General features: G+C 64.1%; 16 protein-coding genes. 14 read left to right on the top strand and 2 right to left on the bottom strand.

The annotated features are described in order from the left end of the window. The first annotated feature begins 218 nt into the window (after positions 1 to 218). The 3 genes from ACN6NG_RS22025 (at position 219) to ACN6NG_RS22015 (ending at position 2,683) form a co-directional block, all read left to right on the top strand. Positions 219 to 842, top strand: coding sequence for a glutathione S-transferase (locus ACN6NG_RS22025; protein ID WP_474316188.1), 624 nt, complete (start codon positions 219 to 221; stop codon positions 840 to 842). Positions 843 to 974: 132 nt separating this feature from the next. After that, a complete protein-coding gene (locus ACN6NG_RS22020) occupies positions 975 to 1,907 on the top strand; it encodes an ABC transporter ATP-binding protein (RefSeq protein WP_016500911.1) in 933 nt (310 codons plus the stop codon). Continuing rightward, positions 1,904 to 2,683 (top strand): ABC transporter permease, encoded by a 780-nt coding sequence (locus tag ACN6NG_RS22015; protein ID WP_063424963.1) that lies wholly within the window; start codon positions 1,904 to 1,906, stop codon positions 2,681 to 2,683. Before ACN6NG_RS22020 ends, ACN6NG_RS22015 begins: the two co-directional genes overlap by 4 nt. Here ACN6NG_RS22015 and ACN6NG_RS22010 read toward each other — a convergent pair. After that, a complete protein-coding gene (locus ACN6NG_RS22010; RefSeq protein ID WP_155737846.1) occupies positions 2,567 to 3,205 on the bottom strand; it encodes a DUF2062 domain-containing protein in 639 nt (212 codons plus the stop codon). The genes ACN6NG_RS22015 and ACN6NG_RS22010 overlap by 117 nt on opposite strands. 142 nt (positions 3,206 to 3,347) lie before the next feature. Between ACN6NG_RS22010 and ACN6NG_RS22005 the strand changes: the two genes are divergently transcribed. The 8 genes from ACN6NG_RS22005 to murB all read left to right on the top strand — a co-directional run bounded on the left by ACN6NG_RS22005 (position 3,348) and on the right by murB (position 10,361). Then, the gene (locus tag ACN6NG_RS22005; protein WP_474316186.1) at positions 3,348 to 5,561 is read left to right on the top strand and encodes a DNA internalization-related competence protein ComEC/Rec2; all 2,214 of its coding nucleotides are present in this window, start codon (positions 3,348 to 3,350) and stop codon (positions 5,559 to 5,561) included. Positions 5,562 to 5,822: 261 nt separating this feature from the next. Then, on the top strand, positions 5,823 to 6,458 hold the full coding sequence (locus ACN6NG_RS22000; protein WP_016500907.1) for a MotA/TolQ/ExbB proton channel family protein: 636 nt from the start codon (positions 5,823 to 5,825) through the stop codon (positions 6,456 to 6,458). Then, complete coding sequence (locus tag ACN6NG_RS21995; protein ID WP_016500906.1) at positions 6,455 to 6,889, top strand: ExbD/TolR family protein; 435 nt, start codon at positions 6,455 to 6,457, stop codon at positions 6,887 to 6,889. Before ACN6NG_RS22000 ends, ACN6NG_RS21995 begins: the two co-directional genes overlap by 4 nt. Then, on the top strand, positions 6,889 to 7,890 hold the full coding sequence (gene lpxK / locus ACN6NG_RS21990) for a tetraacyldisaccharide 4'-kinase (RefSeq protein ID WP_353456651.1): 1,002 nt from the start codon (positions 6,889 to 6,891) through the stop codon (positions 7,888 to 7,890). The genes ACN6NG_RS21995 and lpxK overlap by 1 nt, the downstream gene beginning before the upstream one ends. Positions 7,891 to 7,934: 44 nt before the next feature. Continuing rightward, complete coding sequence (locus tag ACN6NG_RS21985; protein ID WP_003247142.1) at positions 7,935 to 8,120, top strand: Trm112 family protein; 186 nt, start codon at positions 7,935 to 7,937, stop codon at positions 8,118 to 8,120. Next, positions 8,117 to 8,881 (top strand): 3-deoxy-manno-octulosonate cytidylyltransferase, encoded by a 765-nt coding sequence (kdsB, locus tag ACN6NG_RS21980; protein ID WP_474316182.1) that lies wholly within the window; start codon positions 8,117 to 8,119, stop codon positions 8,879 to 8,881. Before ACN6NG_RS21985 ends, kdsB begins: the two co-directional genes overlap by 4 nt. Then, positions 8,881 to 9,345, top strand: a complete 465-nt coding sequence (locus ACN6NG_RS21975) for a low molecular weight protein-tyrosine-phosphatase (protein ID WP_474316180.1) — start codon at positions 8,881 to 8,883, stop codon at positions 9,343 to 9,345. Before kdsB ends, ACN6NG_RS21975 begins: the two co-directional genes overlap by 1 nt. Then, on the top strand, positions 9,342 to 10,361 hold the full coding sequence (murB, locus tag ACN6NG_RS21970) for a UDP-N-acetylmuramate dehydrogenase (RefSeq protein WP_197899156.1): 1,020 nt from the start codon (positions 9,342 to 9,344) through the stop codon (positions 10,359 to 10,361). Before ACN6NG_RS21975 ends, murB begins: the two co-directional genes overlap by 4 nt. A 147-nt stretch (positions 10,362 to 10,508) precedes the next feature. On the opposite strand, the gene rne is transcribed toward murB, so the two are convergent. Further along, positions 10,509 to 13,760, bottom strand: a complete 3,252-nt coding sequence (rne, locus tag ACN6NG_RS21965) for a ribonuclease E (RefSeq protein ID WP_474316175.1) — start codon at positions 13,758 to 13,760, stop codon at positions 10,509 to 10,511. Positions 13,761 to 14,553: 793 nt separating this feature from the next. Between rne and rluC the strand changes: the two genes are divergently transcribed. From rluC to ACN6NG_RS21950, 3 genes are read left to right on the top strand one after another with little or no spacing between them, the layout of a single operon-like run. Beyond that, positions 14,554 to 15,510: a 23S rRNA pseudouridine(955/2504/2580) synthase RluC gene (rluC, locus tag ACN6NG_RS21960; RefSeq protein ID WP_016500900.1), complete on the top strand. Its 957-nt coding sequence runs from the start codon at positions 14,554 to 14,556 to the stop codon at positions 15,508 to 15,510. 3 nt (positions 15,511 to 15,513) lie between these two features. Beyond that, positions 15,514 to 16,188 (top strand): HAD family hydrolase, encoded by a 675-nt coding sequence (locus ACN6NG_RS21955; RefSeq protein WP_353456653.1) that lies wholly within the window; start codon positions 15,514 to 15,516, stop codon positions 16,186 to 16,188. Positions 16,189 to 16,194: 6 nt separating this feature from the next. Further along, entirely contained in the window at positions 16,195 to 17,193 is a 999-nt protein-coding gene (locus ACN6NG_RS21950) for a S49 family peptidase (protein ID WP_474316172.1), read from the top strand. Positions 17,194 to 17,210: the final 17 nt, after the last annotated feature.

Raw genomic sequence — 17,210 nt, 5'->3', positions numbered from 1 at the left:
GACGCAATGCTGTGAACGGCAGCTTCAGAACAGTGACAGGGTGTGGCAGCGGGAGTTTCAGTTCATTGTTCGCCTGTACCGGCCTCTTCGCGGGTAAACCCGCTCCCACAGGGATCACCACCGACCTGTAGGAGCGGGTTTACCCGCGAAGAGGCCGGTACAGGCGGCGAAGGTCTGGAGTAGACTGCACCCCCACCGCATTTCATAAGGACGTTGCCATGCTGAAGATCTGGGGCCGCAAGAATTCGAGCAATGTGCGCAAGGCACTGTGGATTGCCCAGGAACTGGGCCTTGATTACGAGTCCATCGACGCCGGTGGCGCTTTCGGCGTGGTCAACGAGCCGCACTACCGCGCCCGCAACCCCAACGGCCTGGTCCCCATGCTCGAAGACGGCGACTTGACCCTGTGGGAGTCCAACACCATCGTCCGCTACCTGTGCGCCGAGTACGGCGCCGAGCAGGGCTGGTACCTGGAAGACCCGCGCCAACGCGCCCTGGCCGACAAATGGATGGACTGGACCACCTCGTCCTTCGCCACTCCCTTCCGCCCGCTGTTCTGGGGCTTGCTGCGCACCCCGGAAGACCAGCGCGACTGGGTGGCGATCAATGCCGCCCACAAACAGTGCGCCCAATTGCTGGCCATTGCCGATGAAACCCTGGCCGAACAGCCCTACCTGTCCGGTGACCAGATCGGCATGGGCGACATCCCACTGGGTAGCTTCATCTATGCCTGGTTCGAAATGCCCATCGAGCGCCAGGCCATGTACAACCTGGAAGCCTGGTATGAACGCCTGAAACAACGCCCGGCCTACCAGGCCGCGGTGATGACTGCGCTCACTTGAACCTGCTTCGATAGTCATTATCAATAGATGTGACTGTACTTGTGCGGCCTGGCCTTGCACCATTGGCCGCACTCACTGCGCCAGTGACTTTACCTGGCGTGTCCTGCACCTTTTTTCGGTAAATGACCCGCTATGAGTTCCGCCCTGTCCATCCGACAGCTGACCAAGACCTACGGCAACGGCTTCCAGGCCCTCAAAGGCATCGACCTCGATGTTGCCGAAGGCGACTTCTTCGCCTTGCTCGGCCCCAACGGCGCCGGCAAATCCACCACCATCGGCATTCTCTCCACCCTGGTAAACAAGACCAGCGGCACGGTGAACGTGTTCGGCCATGACCTGGACCGCGAGCCTTCAGCGCTGAAGCGCTGCCTGGGTGTGGTGCCGCAGGAATTCAACTTCAACCAGTTCGAGAAAACCTTCGACATCGTCGTCACCCAGGCCGGCTACTACGGTATCCCGCCCAAGCTGGCCAAGGAACGCGCCGAGCAGTACCTGACCCAGCTGGGCCTGTGGGACAAGCGTGATGTGCAGTCTCGTTCATTGTCTGGCGGCATGAAGCGCCGCTTGATGATTGCCCGCGCGCTGATTCACGAGCCGCGCCTGTTGATCCTCGACGAGCCTACCGCAGGTGTGGACATCGAACTGCGCCGCTCGATGTGGAGCTTTCTCACCGAGCTGAACCAGAAGGGCATCACCATCATCCTCACCACCCACTACCTGGAAGAGGCTGAGCAGCTGTGCCGCAACATCGGCATCATCGACCACGGCACCATCGTCGAGAACACCAGCATGCGCCAGTTGCTGGGCAAGCTGCATGTGGAAACCTTCGTGCTCGACATCAAGCAGGACCTGGCCAGTGCGCCGGTGCTGCAAGGCTACCCGTGCCGGCTGCTGACCCCGCACACCCTTGAGGTGCAGGTGGACAAGGACATCGGCATCACCGCGCTGTTTGGCCAGCTGGCGCTGCAGAACATCGAGGTGCAGAGCCTGCGCAACAAGACCAACCGACTCGAGGAGCTGTTCGTGTCCCTGGTGGAAAAAAACCTGTCGAAGGTGGCCGTATGAGTGTGGAACTGCGTACCAACTGGGTCGCCCTGAACACCATCGTCTACCGCGAAGTGCGGCGCTTCTTACGCATCTGGCCGCAGACGTTGCTGCCGCCTGCAATCACCATGGTTTTGTACTTTGTCATCTTCGGTAACCTGATCGGCCGACAGATTGGCGATATGGGTGGCTTCACCTACATGCAGTACATCGTGCCGGGGCTGATCATGATGTCGGTGATCACCAACTCCTACGGCAACGTGGTGTCGAGCTTCTTCGGCAGCAAGTTCCAGCGCTCGATCGAAGAACTGATGGTGTCACCGGTGTCACCGCACACCATTCTTGTCGGCTATGTGCTGGGCGGCGTGCTGCGCGGTTTGGCGGTGGGGGTGATCGTAACCATCCTGTCGATGTTCTTCACCGACCTGCAGGTGCACCACCTGGGCGTGACCGTGGTCGTGGTGCTGCTGACGGCCACCATCTTCTCGCTGCTGGGCTTCGTCAACGCCGTTTTTGCGCGCAATTTCGACGATATCTCGATTATCCCGACCTTTGTGTTGACGCCGCTGACCTACCTGGGCGGGGTGTTCTACTCGATTAACCTGCTGCCACCGTTCTGGCAGACCGTGTCGCTGGCCAACCCGGTGCTGCACATGGTGAACTCGTTCCGCTACGGCATCCTAGGGGTGTCGGATATCAGCATTGGCACGGCGATCACCTTCATGCTGGTGGCCACCGCACTGCTGTACACGTTGTGCATCCGCCTGCTGGTCAGCGGCCGTGGCATGCGGGCATGAGCCCTGTTGTGAACATCTGAGCTTGCGCCGGCGCCACTGCCGGCCAATCCACCAGCGCCAGTACAGCAGGGTGGTGAAGTAGGCGGCAATGCCCAGCACCACCCCGCACACCACCGACCCCAGCAGGAACGGCTGCCACACGGTGGCAAGCTGGTCGGTGATCCAGTCGAACGTCAGTTCGTCGGGCAATGTGCGCGGCGGCACCTGCATCAGCCAGGCGCCGGTCATGTAGGTGACGAAGAACACCGGCGGCATGGTGAGCGGGTTGGTCAGCCACACCAGGCTGACCGCGATCGGCAAGTTGCCACGTACCGGGATTGCCAGCGCCGCCGCCAGCAGCATCTGCATGGGGATAGGAATCAACGCCGCGAACAGGCCCACGCCCATGGCCCGTGCCACCGAATGGCGGTTCAGGTGCCAGAGGTTGGGATCGTGCAGCAACTTGCCGAAAAAGCGTAAGGACTTGTGTTCCCGAATGCTGGTCGGGTCCGGCATGTAGCGTTTGAAAAGTCGGCGCGGCATGTAGGCTCCCGGAGCGTTGATCCGCGCAGTATGCCCTTAATCCTGCGCAGTCTCGTTTAGAGTTTGTGACAATTGTTGAGCAAGCTTTGCCGGCAATTGAGCTATGCCTCAGGGGGTGATTTACCTTCTGGAGCTCTACCTCATGCGCACAGGGATGTTTGCGCTCGCGCTTGGGCTGCTGTGCCTGGGCTTTCTCCCCGTATTGCCATCGGTCGGGTGGCTGCTAGCGCTGGCGGCCTGTGCTGCCGTCAGCTTGTTTACCCGTGTTTGGCCGGTGGGCTGCTTTCTGTTGGGCCTGTGTTGGGCGTGCTGGTCTGCTCAGCAGGCGCTTGATGATCGCCTGGATGCCGGCCTGGATGGCCGCACCTTGTGGCTGGAGGGGCGGGTGGTCGGCTTGCCAGCCCGAACGGCGCAGGGCGTGCGCTTCGAGCTGCAGGCAGCACACTCGCGGCGGGCCGAGCTGCCGCAACGGTTGCAACTGAGCTGGTTCGGCGGGCCGCCGCTGCGGGCCGGTGAGCAGTGGCGGCTGGCCGTGACCTTGCAGCGCCCGGCCGGGCTGCTCAACCCACATGGGCCCGACCGGGAGGCGCAACTGCTGGCGCGGCGGGTGGGTGCCACCGGTACGGTAAAAGCCGGGCAACTGCTGGCGCCGGTCACCGGTGGTTGGCGCGATGTGCTGCGTCAGCGTTTGCTGGCGGTCGAAGCCAATGGCCGGCAGGCCGCGTTGGTGGCGCTGGTGCTTGGCGACGGCACAGGCCTGGCCCGGGAGGACTGGCAGACGTTGCAGGCCACCGGCACGGTGCACCTGCTGGTGATCTCTGGCCAGCATATCGGCCTGGTGGCCGGTTTGCTGTACGGCCTGGTCGCCGGACTGGCGCGTTGGGGCCTGTGGCCCGCTCGGTTGCCGTGGCTGCCCTGGGCGTGTGGCCTGGCCATGGCGGCGGCGCTGGCCTACGGCTGGCTGGCCGGTGCCGGTGTACCGGTGCAGCGCGCCTGCCTGATGCTGGCGGTGGTGTTGCTCTGGCGGCTGCGCTTTCGCCACCTCGGTGCGACGCTGCCGCTGTTGCTGGCGCTGGTCGCGGTGCTGCTGGTCGAACCGCTGGCAGCGCTGCTGCCTGGGTTCTGGCTGTCATTTACGGCGGTGGCCACGCTTGTCTATTGCTTCAGTGCCCGGCTAGGGGGCTGGCGGCCTTGGCAGGCCTGGACGCGCGCGCAATGGGTGATCGCCATCGGCCTGCTGCCGGTGTTGCTGGCCACGGGCTTGCCGGTGAGCCTGAGTGCGCCGCTTGCCAATCTTGTCGCAGTGCCTTGGGTGAGCCTGGCGGTGCTGCCTTTGGCACTGCTGGGTACGTTGCTGCTGCCACTGGGCGGGGCAGGGGAAGTGCTGTTGTGGCTGGCGGGTGGCCTGCTGGATGGGCTGTTCCGGCTGCTGGCGCTGGTGGCGCAACAGCGCCCGGCGTGGGTGGCGCCGGCCCTTCCACTGTGGGCCTGGCTATTGGTGAGTCTGGGTGCTCTGTTGGTTTTGCTGCCCCGTGGTGTACCGCTGCGCGGGTTGGGCGGGGTGATGCTGCTGGCCTTGTGGGTGCCCAGAGAACCGGTGCCGCACGGGCAGGTCGAGGTCTGGCAACTGGACGTTGGCCAAGGGCTGGCGGTGCTGTTGCGCACCCGACATCACAGCCTGCTGTACGACGCCGGGCCGGCCAGAGGCGAAAGCGACCTGGGGGAGCGGGTGGTGTTACCGACGTTGCGCAAGCTGGGGGTGGGCAGCCTGGACACGATGGTGATCAGCCACGCGCATGCCGACCATGCGGGTGGTGCCTCGGCCATACAGCGTGGTCTGCCGGTCAGGCGGCTGATCGGCGGGGAAGCGCTGGAAGAAGTCCCATTGCAGCCTTGTGCCAGTGGCGAACAATGGGACTGGGATGGCGTGCGCTTTTCGCTGTGGCGCTGGGCGGCCGGGCAGAGCAGCAATGACCGATCCTGTGTGCTGTTGGTAGAGGCGCAGGGCGAGCGCTTGCTGCTGGCGGGGGATATGGAAGCTGCTGCCGAACGGGCTTGGCTGGCGGACCATGAAACGCCGCGTATCGACTGGTTGCAGTCACCGCACCATGGCAGCCGCAGTTCGTCCACCGAGGCGTTCATCCGGGCTACTGCGCCGCGTGGGGTATTGATTTCGCGAGGGCGCAACAACAGCTTCGGGCACCCGCATGTTCAGGTGATGGAGCGTTATCAGCGGCATGGGCTGGCGGTGCATGACACGGCGGTGGAGGGGGCGTTGCGGTTGGTGTTGGGGCGGCAGGGAGAGGTTGAGGGTATGAGGGGGCAGCGGCGGTTTTGGCGGGTTCGAGCGGAGTGAGGGGGAGGCAGGCAGGTGCATACCATGACATTTTCAGCGCCTGTGAGATCGCGCGCCGCCCGCGCGGCGCTCGATCTCACAGGCCCTGAAAAACCAAAGGCATGCACTTGTCTGCCCTGACACCAGCTCAAGGTATGCAATTGTCTGCCCTGATACCAGCTCAAGACATGCCCGCCCAACCCCAATTCCCTGACCTCCGGCAGATGAGCCCTCGGCGTGCCTATGGTAGAGTGGCGGCCTTTTTGCGAAGGGGCGTTTACTGTGTGGGAATTGGTCAAGTCCGGTGGTTGGATGATGCTGCCGATCATTCTGAGTTCCATCGCTGCCATGGCTATCGTCGTCGAGCGCCTGTGGACCCTGCGCGCCAGTCGCGTCACCCCGCCGCACCTGCTGGGCCAGGTGTGGATGTGGATCAAGGACAAGCAACTGACCAGTGACAAGCTCAAGGCCCTGCGCGCCGATTCGCCATTGGGCGAAATCCTTGCCGCGGGCCTGGCCAACTCGCGCCATGGCCGCGAAATCATGAAAGAGTGCATCGAGGAAGCCGCCTCGCGCGTCATTCACGAACTGGAGCGCTACATCAGCACGCTCGGCACCATCGCCGCCATGGCCCCGCTGCTGGGCCTGCTGGGCACCGTGCTGGGCATGATCGACATCTTCAGCGCCTTCATGGGCTCGCAGATGAATGCCAATGCGTCCGTGCTGGCCGGTGGTATCTCCAAGGCCCTGGTCACCACTGCGGCCGGCCTGATGGTCGGTATCCCGGCGGTGTTCTTCCACCGCTTCCTGCTGCGCCGCATCGATGAGCTGGTGGTGGGCATGGAACAGGAGGCAATCAAGCTGGTGGAAGTGATCCAGGGCGACCGGGAAGTGGAAGTGGCCGGAGGCAAGGCGTGAAGTTCCGGCGCAATCGCCAGCGGGAGAACGTTGACATCAACCTGGCGTCGTTGATCGACGTGGTGTTCGTCCTGCTGCTGTTCTTCGTGGTCACCACAACCTTCACCCGCGAGACCCAGCTGCGCGTCGAACTGCCCGAAGCTGCCAGCGCCGAGAAGGCGCCGGCCGACCAGGACAAGCTGGTGGAAATCACCATCAGCGCCGAAGGCGTGTATTCGGTGAACAACCACCTGCTGCCCAAGAGCGACCTGGCCACCTTGAGCGAGGCCATCGAGCGTGAGTCGGGCGGTGACAACAAGCTGCCGCTGGCCATTAGCGCCGACGGCAAGACCCCGCACCAGGCTGTGGTCACCGCAATGGACGCCGCCGGCAAGCTCGGTTTCAGCCAGTTGCGCATGACCACCGTCGAGGCGGCCCAGGGCACGCCTTGATGGCTCTCGCCGACCGTTTGCTCGCCGCCTGGTACACCGGGCACCCAGCGCTGGCGCTACTGCGCCCGCTGGAGGCGTTGTACCGCCGCGTGGTCACGCGCAAGCGGGCACGTTTTCTCAGTGGCGAAAGTGCCAGCTACCGGGCGCCAGTGCCAATCATCGTGGTGGGCAACATCACCGTGGGCGGCACCGGCAAGACGCCGATGATTCTCTGGCTGATCGAGCACTGCCGCCAGCAGGGGCTGAAGGTGGGCGTGGTCAGCCGTGGCTATGGTGCCAAGCCGCCGCAGCTGCCCTGGCGGGTGCAGGCCGACCAGTCGGCCGACCAGGCGGGCGATGAACCGCTGCTGATCGTGCAGCGCACCGGCGTGCCGCTGATGATCGACCCCGACCGTTCCCGCGCTGTGCAGGCGTTGCTGGCCAGCGAACCGCTCGACCTGATCCTGTGCGATGACGGCATGCAGCACTACCGCCTGGCCCGCGACCTCGAACTGGTGCTGGTCGATGCCGCCCGCGGCCTGGGCAATGGCCGCTGCCTGCCAGCCGGCCCTTTGCGCGAGCCCGCCGAACGCCTGCAGGATGCTGACGCGGTGCTGTTCAACGGTGCCAGTGCCGACCGAGCCGATGGTTTTGGCTTCTGCCTGCAGCCGTCCGCCCTGGTCAACCTGCGCACTGGCGAGCGTCGTGCCCTCGACCATTTCCCCGCAGGCCAGCGTCTGCACGCGGTGGCCGGTATTGGCAACCCGCAACGTTTCTTCAATACCCTGCTGGGGCTAAACTGGCAGCCGGTGCCGCATCCCTTCGCCGACCATGCACGGTTCAGTGTCCAAAGCCTGGCCTTCAGCCCGCCGTTGCCGCTGGTGATGACCGAGAAGGATGCGGTGAAATGCCGGGCCTTCGCCGCTGACGACTGGTGGTACCTGGCCGTCGAGGCGCAGCCCACGCCGGCTTTCAGCGCCTGGTTCGACACCCAGCTGCAGCGTCTGCTGCGCAAGCCCTGAGCCCGTTTTCAATTTTCGGCCACCTGGCCTAAAGGAAGCCTCCAATGGACACCAAACTGCTCGATATCCTGGCCTGCCCGATCACCAAGGGCCCGCTCAAGCTCAGCGCCGACAAGACCGAGCTGATCAGCAAGGGCGCTGGCCTGGCCTACCCGATCCGCGACGGCATCCCGGTCATGCTGGAAAGCGAGGCGCGTACCCTGACTGACGACGAGCGTCTGGACAAATGAGCCTGGACTTCACCGTGGTGATCCCCGCCCGGCTGCGCTCCACACGCTTGCCAGGCAAGCCGCTGCTGGCGATTGCCGGCAAGCCGATGGTGCAGCATGTGTGGGAGCAGGCGCGCCAAAGTGCTGCCAGCCGTGTGGTCATCGCCACCGACGACGCCAGTATCCTGGAAGCCTGCCAGGCTTTCGGCGCCGAAGTGCTGATGACCCGTGCCGACCATGAATCGGGCACCGACCGCCTGGCCGAAGTGGCGGCGCACCTGGGCTTGCCGGCTGATGCTATCGTGGTCAACGTGCAGGGCGACGAGCCGCTGATCCCGCCGGTGATCATCGACCAGGTGGCGGCCAACCTGGCTGCGCACCCGGAAGCTGGCATCGCCACCCTGGCCGAGCCGATTGATGAGCCGGAAACCGTGTTCAACCCCAACGCAGTCAAGGTGGTGAGCGACAAGAACGGCCTGGCCCTGACGTTCAGCCGCGCGCCGCTGCCCTGGGCCCGCGATGCCTTTGCCAAGGACCGCAACGTGCTGCCAGAAGGCGTGCCGTATCGCCGTCACATCGGCATGTATGCCTACCGCGTCGGCTTCCTGCAGGATTTTGTCGGTTGGGGGCCATGCTGGCTTGAACAGACTGAAGCGCTGGAGCAGCTGCGTGCCTTGTGGCACGGCGTGCGTATTCACGTCGAGGATGCCATCGAGGCGCCTGCCGTGGGCGTTGATACCCCTGAAGACCTGGAGCGCGTACGGCGCTTGCTGGAGGCTTGATGCGCGTCCTGTTCGTCTGCCTGAGCAATATCTGCCGCTCGCCCACCGCCGAGGGCGTGCTGCGCCATCAACTGCAGGCCGCCGGGCTTGCCGACCGGGTGCATGTGGCTTCTGCCGGCACTGGCGACTGGCATGTCGGCAAGGCGCCAGACAGCCGCACCTGCAAGGCTGCGCTGGCACGCGGTTACGACCTGTCGGCGCAGCGTGCCCAGCAGGTCAAGGCGGCGCATTTTGCCGAGTACGACCTGGTCCTGGCCATGGACGAGAGCAACCTGCGCGATCTGCGCGCCCTGCGCCCACACACCGCAGTGGGCGAACTCGACCTGTTCCTGCGCCGCTATGGCGCAGTGCTCGATGAGGTGCCTGACCCTTACTATGGCGGCGCCGACGGCTTCGAGCAGGTGCTCGACCTGGTCGAGGCGGCGTGCCAGGCGCTGGTGTTGGAAATCAAGGGGCGGCTATGACAGGGCAGTGGCAGGAGCAGGTATCGCTCAAGCCTTACAACACCTTCGGCATCGATGTGAAGGCGCGCTTTTTCAGCCAGGCGCACGATGATCTGCAGGTGCGCCTGGCGCTGGGCCAGGCCCAGCAGCAAGGCCTGCCGGTGCTGGTGATCGGCGGCGGCAGCAACCTGTTGTTGACCCGCGATATCGATGCGCTGGTGCTGCACATGGCCAGCCGTGGCCGCCGCGTGCTCAGCGACGATGGTGAACATATCGTGGTCGAGGCCGAGGCCGGTGAGCCGTGGCACCCGTTCGTGCAATGGACACTGGCGCAGGGTTTTTGCGGGCTGGAAAACCTCAGCCTGATCCCTGGCACAGTGGGCGCCGCGCCGATGCAGAATGTGGGCGCCTACGGGGTAGAGATCAAGGACGTGTTTGCCGGCCTGACCGCCTTGGACCGCGAGACGGGCGAACTGCATGACTTCGGTTTGGCAGAATGTGCCTTCGGTTATCGCGACAGCCTGTTCAAGCGCAACCCCGGGCGCTGGTTGATCCTGCGCGTGCGTTTTGCCTTGAGCCGTACCTTGCAGGCCCATCTGGATTATGGCCCGGTGCGTCAGCGCCTGGCGGAGCAGGGCGTGGCCGAGCCGACTGCGCAGGCGATCAGTGATGCTATTTGCAGCATTCGCCGTGAAAAGCTGCCAGACCCAGTGGAGCTCGGCAACGCCGGGAGCTTTTTCAAGAACCCGGTGGTGTCGGCTGAGCTGGTTGAGCGTATTCGTGCGCAATACCCGGCAGTGGTGGCTTATCCTCAGGCCGGTGGCCAGGCGAAACTGGCGGCGGGTTGGCTGATCGAGCAGGCCGGGTGGAAGGGCCATCGTGATGGTGATGCGGGCGTGCATCGCTTGCAGTCGCTGGTGCTGGTCAATTACGGGCATGCGAGCGGGGCGCAGATGCATGCGCTGGCACGGCAGATCCAGGCGGATATCCTGGAGCGGTTCGGGGTTGAGCTGGAGATGGAGCCTAACCTCTACTGAGCGTTCGGCTTTGGAATTGCGGGGTGGCAGAAATCGAGCGCCGCGCGGGCGGCGCTCGATCTCATAGGCAATGCGGCAGTAGCGACGAACACAAGAAAAAGCCCCGCCAGTTCGCACTGGCGGGGCTTTTTCATTCAGCCTTGGCTATCAACCGTGATGAGGTTTGTGCTCATCGGCGGCTTCCAGGGCGGGCTCCTCGGAGGTTGCAGCAGCTTGCTGCGCAGCTTTGGCGGCGGCCTCGGCCTCACGCTTGCGGCGGCGCACTTCACGCGGGTCGTTCGGCGCGCGGCCGTTGGCCAGCATGACAGTCGCAGGCTCTACCTCAACCGGGGCTTCAACCTGCGCAGGCTCGACTACCACTGGTGCAGGCTCGGCTACCACTTCTGGCTGGGCTTCGACAACCGGTGCTGGCTGCTCGGCGACCGGAGCGGTATCAACCGCAGCCGGAGCCTGTTCGATTTCACCTGCTTCCACGGCAGGCGCTTCAACAGGTGCCTCGACGACGAGCGCAGGTTCCGCTGCAGGCACTTCTTCAACCACTGGCTGCGGAGCGACTTCGACCACTGGCTGGGCAGTGACCTCGGCCACGACTACCGGCTGGCTGACAGGCTGCTCGACCACTGGGGCCACGGCAGCTTCTTCAGCCTTGGCGACGGCCTCGACCTGCTCGACCTTTTCAGCTTGCTCGACCGGCTGGGCGGCTTCGCTGTTATCGGTCTCTGCAACGGTGGCGACTTCGGCGGTGGCGCGCTCGGCCTGCTGGTTGGCCTGGGCTTCGGCGTCGGCGCTGATGTTGCTGCTCGCAACAGCGGCAGTCACGGCCAGGCCGGCGGCCAATTCGGCACCCAGCTCGGTAGCCTGGTGCTGTTGTGGCTGCTCTTCGCTGCCTTCTTCCTCTTCGCCGCCGTCGATCAGCTCGCCATTGGCGTTGCGCTGGCGCTCACGACGGTTGCTGCGACGACGCTGGCCACGGGAGCGGCGGCGCGGACGCTCGCCATCGGTGCCTTCCTGTTCGTCTTGCAGCAGCTCTTCGTTCGGCAGTTGCTCTTCGGCCAGTTCGGCAGCCTGCTCGGCCGCTTCTTCGGCTACGCGTGGCTGGCGCTCTTCGCGTGGTGGGCGCGGGGCGCGTTCTTCGCGTGGCGCACGTTCTTCGCGAGGTGCGCGCTCTTCACGCGGAGCACGTTCTTCGCGAGGGGCACGCTCTTCACGCGGAGCACGTTCTTCGCGGGGTGCGCGCTCTTCACGCGGAGCACGTTCTTCGCGAGGTGCGCGCTCTTCACGCGGAGCGCGTTCTTCACGGGCTACACGCTCTTCACGTGGCTGGCGCTCTTCGCGTTCGGCTGGCGGGGTGGCATCCAGCGGCTCACGCAGTTCGCGCACGCGCTCTTCGCCGCGGTTGCTGCGGCGGTCTTCACGTGGCTGGCGTGGGGCGCGTTCTTCACGAGGTGCACGCTCTTCACGTGGCGCACGCTCTTCGCGCGGTGCACGCTCCTCGCGTGGCTGGCGCTCTTCGCGCGGGGCGCGCTCGGCACGTTCTTCACGCGGCTTGCGCTCTTCGTCGCGGCGGCCGTTGCGGTTGCGGCTCTGTTGACGGCCGTTGCGGCGCTCCTCGTTGCGCGGGCTGCGCTCGGCGGCCGGTTTCTCGGCGACGACCGGTGCAGCAGCGGCAGGTTCGTCCTTGCCGGCGAACAGGCTGACCAGCGACTTCACCAGGCCTTTGAACAGGCTTGGTTCCGGGGCGCTCGGGGCCGGGGCGGCCGGGGCAGCAGCCTGAGGCTCTTCAGCAACCGGTACCGGCGCGTTGGTACGGGCCGGGGCGGTCTTGACCGCTGCTTCCTGGCGAACCAGGGTGCGGGTGGCGGTCTGCTGCGGTGCCTCTTCGGCTTCGGTGGTGGCGATCTCGTAGCTGGACTGGTTGTTCAGCACTTCCGGGTTGTCGTCGCGCAGGCGCTGGACTTCGAAGTGCGGGGTTTCCAGGTGATCGTTCGGCAGGATGATGATGCGGGCACGGGTGCGCAGTTCGATCTTGGTGATCGAGTTGCGCTTCTCGTTGAGCAGGAACGCGGCCACCGGGATCGGCACTTGTGCACGGACTTCGGCGGTGCGGTCCTTCAGGGCTTCTTCTTCGATCAGTCGCAGGATGGCCAGCGACAGCGACTCGACGTCACGGATGATGCCGGTGCCGGAGCAGCGTGGGCAGACGATGCCGCTGCTTTCGCCCAGCGATGGGCGCAGGCGCTGACGGGACATTTCCAGCAGGCCGAAGCGCGAGATGCGGCCAACCTGCACGCGGGCACGGTCCGCTTCCAGGCATTCGCGCACGCGTTCTTCAACAGCGCGCTGGTTCTTCGCCGGGGTCATGTCGATGAAGTCGATCACGATCAGGCCGCCGATGTCACGCAGGCGCAGCTGGCGGGCGATTTCCTCGGCCGCTTCCAGGTTGGTCTGCAGGGCGGTTTCTTCGATATCGCTGCCTTTGGTGGCGCGCGCCGAGTTAATGTCGATAGACACCAGAGCTTCGGTCGGGTCGATCACGATCGAACCACCGGACGGCAGGTCGACCACGCGCTGGAAGGCGGTTTCGATCTGGCTTTCGATCTGGAAGCGGTTGAACAGCGGTACGCTGTCTTCGTACAGTTTCACCTTGCTGGCGTACTGCGGCATCACCTGGCGGATGAAGGTCAGGGCCTCTTCCTGGGCGTCGATGCTGTCGATCAGCACTTCACCGATGTCCTGGCGCAGGTAGTCGCGGATGGCGCGGATGATGACGTTGCTTTCCTGGTAGATCAGGAATGGCGCGGCGCGGTCCAGGGACGCTTCCTTGATGGCGGTCCACAGCTGCAGCAGGTAGTCGAGGTCCCACTGCATTTCTTCGCTGCTGCGGCCAAGGCCGGCAGTGCGCACGATCAGGCCCATGTCACCCGGCACGGTCAGACCGTTCAGGGCTTCGCGCAGTTCGTTGCGCTCTTCGCCTTCGATGCGGCGGGAGATGCCGCCAGCACGCGGGTTGTTGGGCATCAGCACCAGGTAGCGGCCAGCCAGGCTGATGAAGGTGGTGAGGGCGGCGCCTTTGTTGCCGCGCTCTTCCTTCTCGACCTGGACGATGACTTCCTGGCCTTCGCTGAGCACTTCCTTGATGTTCACCCGGCCTTCGGGAGCTTTCTTGAAGTATTCGCGGGAGATTTCTTTCAGCGGCAGGAAGCCGTGACGTTCGGAGCCGAAGTCGACGAAGGCGGCTTCGAGGCTGGGTTCGATGCGGGTGATCTTGCCTTTGTAGATGTTGGCCTTTTTCTGCTCACGTGCGCCGGACTCGATGTCCAGGTCGTAGAGGCGTTGGCCGTCCACCAGGGCTACACGCAACTCTTCGGGTTGAGTTGCGTTAATCAGCATTCTTTTCATGTTGTACCGTCGGTTTCCGGGCTGCCGGAAACGGCGTTCGGCACACACGACGTCTCATGGTCGGTGCCAAGGTGCGCAAAGGGTGGCCGGGCCACCCCCGTGTCGAGCGACGTTCGGCACCAGCCGGTTGCCCAGCCTGCCGTTGTCGCGACGACGCGTCCTGTTTGCTGCGGTGCCAACAAGGCCCCGGTGGTTTCGAATGGATATCGAATCAACCAAGCGGGCCTTGTGCACTCAGTCAGGAGGAGGAATCAACCTTCAGCCGTGGACGCCCGGGGGCATCTGTTCAGGACCTTATCCGCTCGCCAGCCGTCAGTGGCTGGTGGCCGGACGCGGTGCTACACGGTCCGAGGGCTGTGCATCTCCACCCTGCACGTATCCCTGATAATTCGGGTGCTGCCGCGCGCTGAATCCGCAACGGGTTGCATTTTTCGCCACTGCAGGTACTGCACTGGCGCCATTCATGTCCAAGGCAGGTATTTCCGAAGCATTCGCCGTGCGTTGCGTGGAAGCGACTCGCGGGCAGAGGTACTGCGAAAAGAATCGGGTAAGCAGGTGAAACACCGCGCTTGTCGTTTTTTTTCGCTCTTCTCTACACAGCGCTGGTGGCGATTCCAGGCAATTCGGTAAACTGGCGAAAACCCCGTAGGACGGCCTCGCGTCCTGGAGAATTGCGTTGGTCAGGGCCGGCTGAAAGCCTGGTGCCGCTGGCCTGCCGCTTTTGGCGGCGTTCGCGACTATAGCAGCAATGATTAAGTGCTTCAATTCCATAAAAAATTGTTATGATCCCGCAATGACGACCAATACCCCTCCGACTTCCGGCGTTCAGCTGATCGAAGTCGCGCCGGAGCTTGCCGGCCAACGCATCGATAATTTCCTCATCACGGCCCTCAAGGGCGTGCCCAAGACTTTGGTCTACCGCATCCTGCGCAAGGGTGAAGTGCGGGTGAACAAGGGTCGGGTAAAGCCTGAGTACAAGATCCAGGCCGGCGACATTGTGCGGGTACCGCCCGTCCGCCTGCCGGAGCGTGACGAGCCGGCGCCGGTGGCCCAGGGCCTGCTGCAACGCCTTGAGGCGGCCATTGTCTACGAAGACAAGGCGCTGATCGTGATGAACAAGCCGTCCGGCATTGCCGTGCATGGCGGCAGCGGCCTGAGCTTTGGCGTGATCGAAGCGCTGCGCCAGCTGCGCCCGGACGCCAAGGAGTTGGAACTGGTACACCGCCTGGACCGCGACACCTCCGGCCTGCTGATGATCGCCAAGAAGCGCAGCATGCTGCGCCACCTGCATGCCGCCCTGCGTGGCGATGGTGTCGACAAGCGCTACATGGCGCTGGTGCGCGGCCACTGGCCGACCTCGAAGAAGCAGGTAAACGCCCCGTTGCTCAAGAGCAACCTGCGCTCCGGCGAGCGCATGGTCGAAGTGAACGAAGAGGGCAAGGAAGCGTTGACCCTGTTCCGCGTGTTGCGCCGCTTTGGCGAGTTCGCCACCATTGTCGAGGCCCGTCCGATCACTGGGCGTACCCACCAGATCCGCGTGCACACCCTGCATGCCGGGCACATGATTGCCGGTGACAGCAAATACGGTGACGAAGACTTCAGTCGCGAAATTCGTGATTTGGGGGGCAAGCGCCTGTTCCTGCATGCCTATGCGCTGACCGTGCCGTTGCCGGACGGTGGTGAGCTGAAGCTTGAAGCGCCTGTGGATGAAGTCTGGGCGAAAACCATTGAACGTCTGAGTGCGTCCTGACCCATGAATAAAGGCTATGAGCTACTGATCTTCGACTGGGACGGTACCCTGGCCGATTCCATCGGGCGTATTGTCGAGGCCATGAATGCCGCCGCCGAGCGTGCCGGCGAGGCGCCCAGCAGCGACGACGCGGTCAAGGGCATCATCGGTCTGGCCTTGGGTGAGGCGATTCATACCCTGTACCCGCACCTGGCGCCTGGGCAGGTCGAGCGCTTTCGTCAGCACTATGCCGACATCTACATGGCGCTGGACCAGCAGCCTTCGCCGCTGTTCGAGGGCGTGGTCGAGTCGCTGGGTGCCTTCCGTGCCGAGGGTTACCGCCTGGCGGTGGCGACCGGCAAGGCGCGTCGTGGGCTGGATCGGGTGCTCAAGGCCAATGGCTGGGAGGCGTTCTTTGACATCACTCGCGCTGCTGACGAAACCCGCGGCAAGCCGCATCCGCTGATGCTTGAGGAAATTCTCGGCCATTGCGGCGTCGAACCGGGGCGTGCGCTGATGGTCGGAGACTCGGCATTCGACCTGCAGATGGCCAGCAATGCCGGCATGCATTCGGTGGCGGTGGGCTATGGTGCCATGTCGCTGCAGGCGCTGGCCGAGTTTGGTCCGCAGGTGTGCATCGATCACTTTTCCCAGCTGCGTGAGTGGCTGGGCGGTTCCGCAATTCCACTTCCAAGGTAGGTAAGCATGGCAGACGAATGGAAAGCCCCCGAGGCCGCACCCGAGGAGCGCGAAGGGCGCGAAGAGCGCAAGAGCTGGCAACTGCTGGAAAAGACCTTGCTGGCAAGTGTGCAGGAGCAGCGCCGGGCGCGGCGCTGGGGGATCTTCTTCAAGCTGCTGACTTTCATCTACCTCTTCGGCTTCCTGGCATTGTTCACGCCGCTGATGGACATGGACAAGGCGGCATCGCGCAGTGCCAGCCATACCGCGCTGGTCGAGGTACGCGGGGTGATTGCCGACCAGGAGAGCGCCAGCGCCGACAACATCGTCAAGAGCCTGCGCGACGCGTTCAAGGACAGCAAGACCAAGGCCGTGGTCATGCGCATCAACAGCCCGGGCGGCAGCCCGGTGCAGGCGGGTTACGTGTATGACGAAATCCGCCGCCTGCGCGCTGAATACCCGGCTATCAAGCTGTATGCAGTCATCGCGGATCTCGGCGCTTCTGGTGCCTATTACATTGCCAGTGCAGCGGATGAGATCTACGCCGATAAAGCCAGCCTGGTGGGTTCCATTGGTGTGACGGCGGCCGGTTATGGCTTTGTCGGCACCATGGAGAAGCTGGGCGTGGAGCGGCGTGCCTACACCTCGGGTGAGCACAAGGCCTTCCTTGATCCGTTCTCCCCTGAAAGGCCAGAAGAAACCCGGTTCTGGCAGGGGGTGCTGGACACCACGCACAACCAGTTCATCGCCATGGTCAAGCAAGGGCGCGGCGAGCGCCTGAAGGATAAGGACCACCCGGAGTTGTTCAGTGGCCTTATCTGGTCGGGCGAGCAGGCCAAGGCGCTGGGGCTGGTGGATGGGCTGGGCAGTGCCAGCTACGTGGCGCGTGAAATAGTAGGCGAGAAGGAGCTGGTGGACTTCACTGTGCAGGAGTCGCCGTTCGATCGCTTCTCCAAGCGCGTGGGGGCCAGTGTCGCTGAGCACCTGGCGATGTGGATGGGGTTCCAGGGGCCGCAGTTGCGTTGAGTGTTTGTCGTGCGATT

This window comes from Pseudomonas sp. TSO6, from assembly GCF_056098905.1.
Note: the sequence above shows the minus strand (reverse complement) of the source record. Positions and strands in the feature narration are given on the sequence as shown.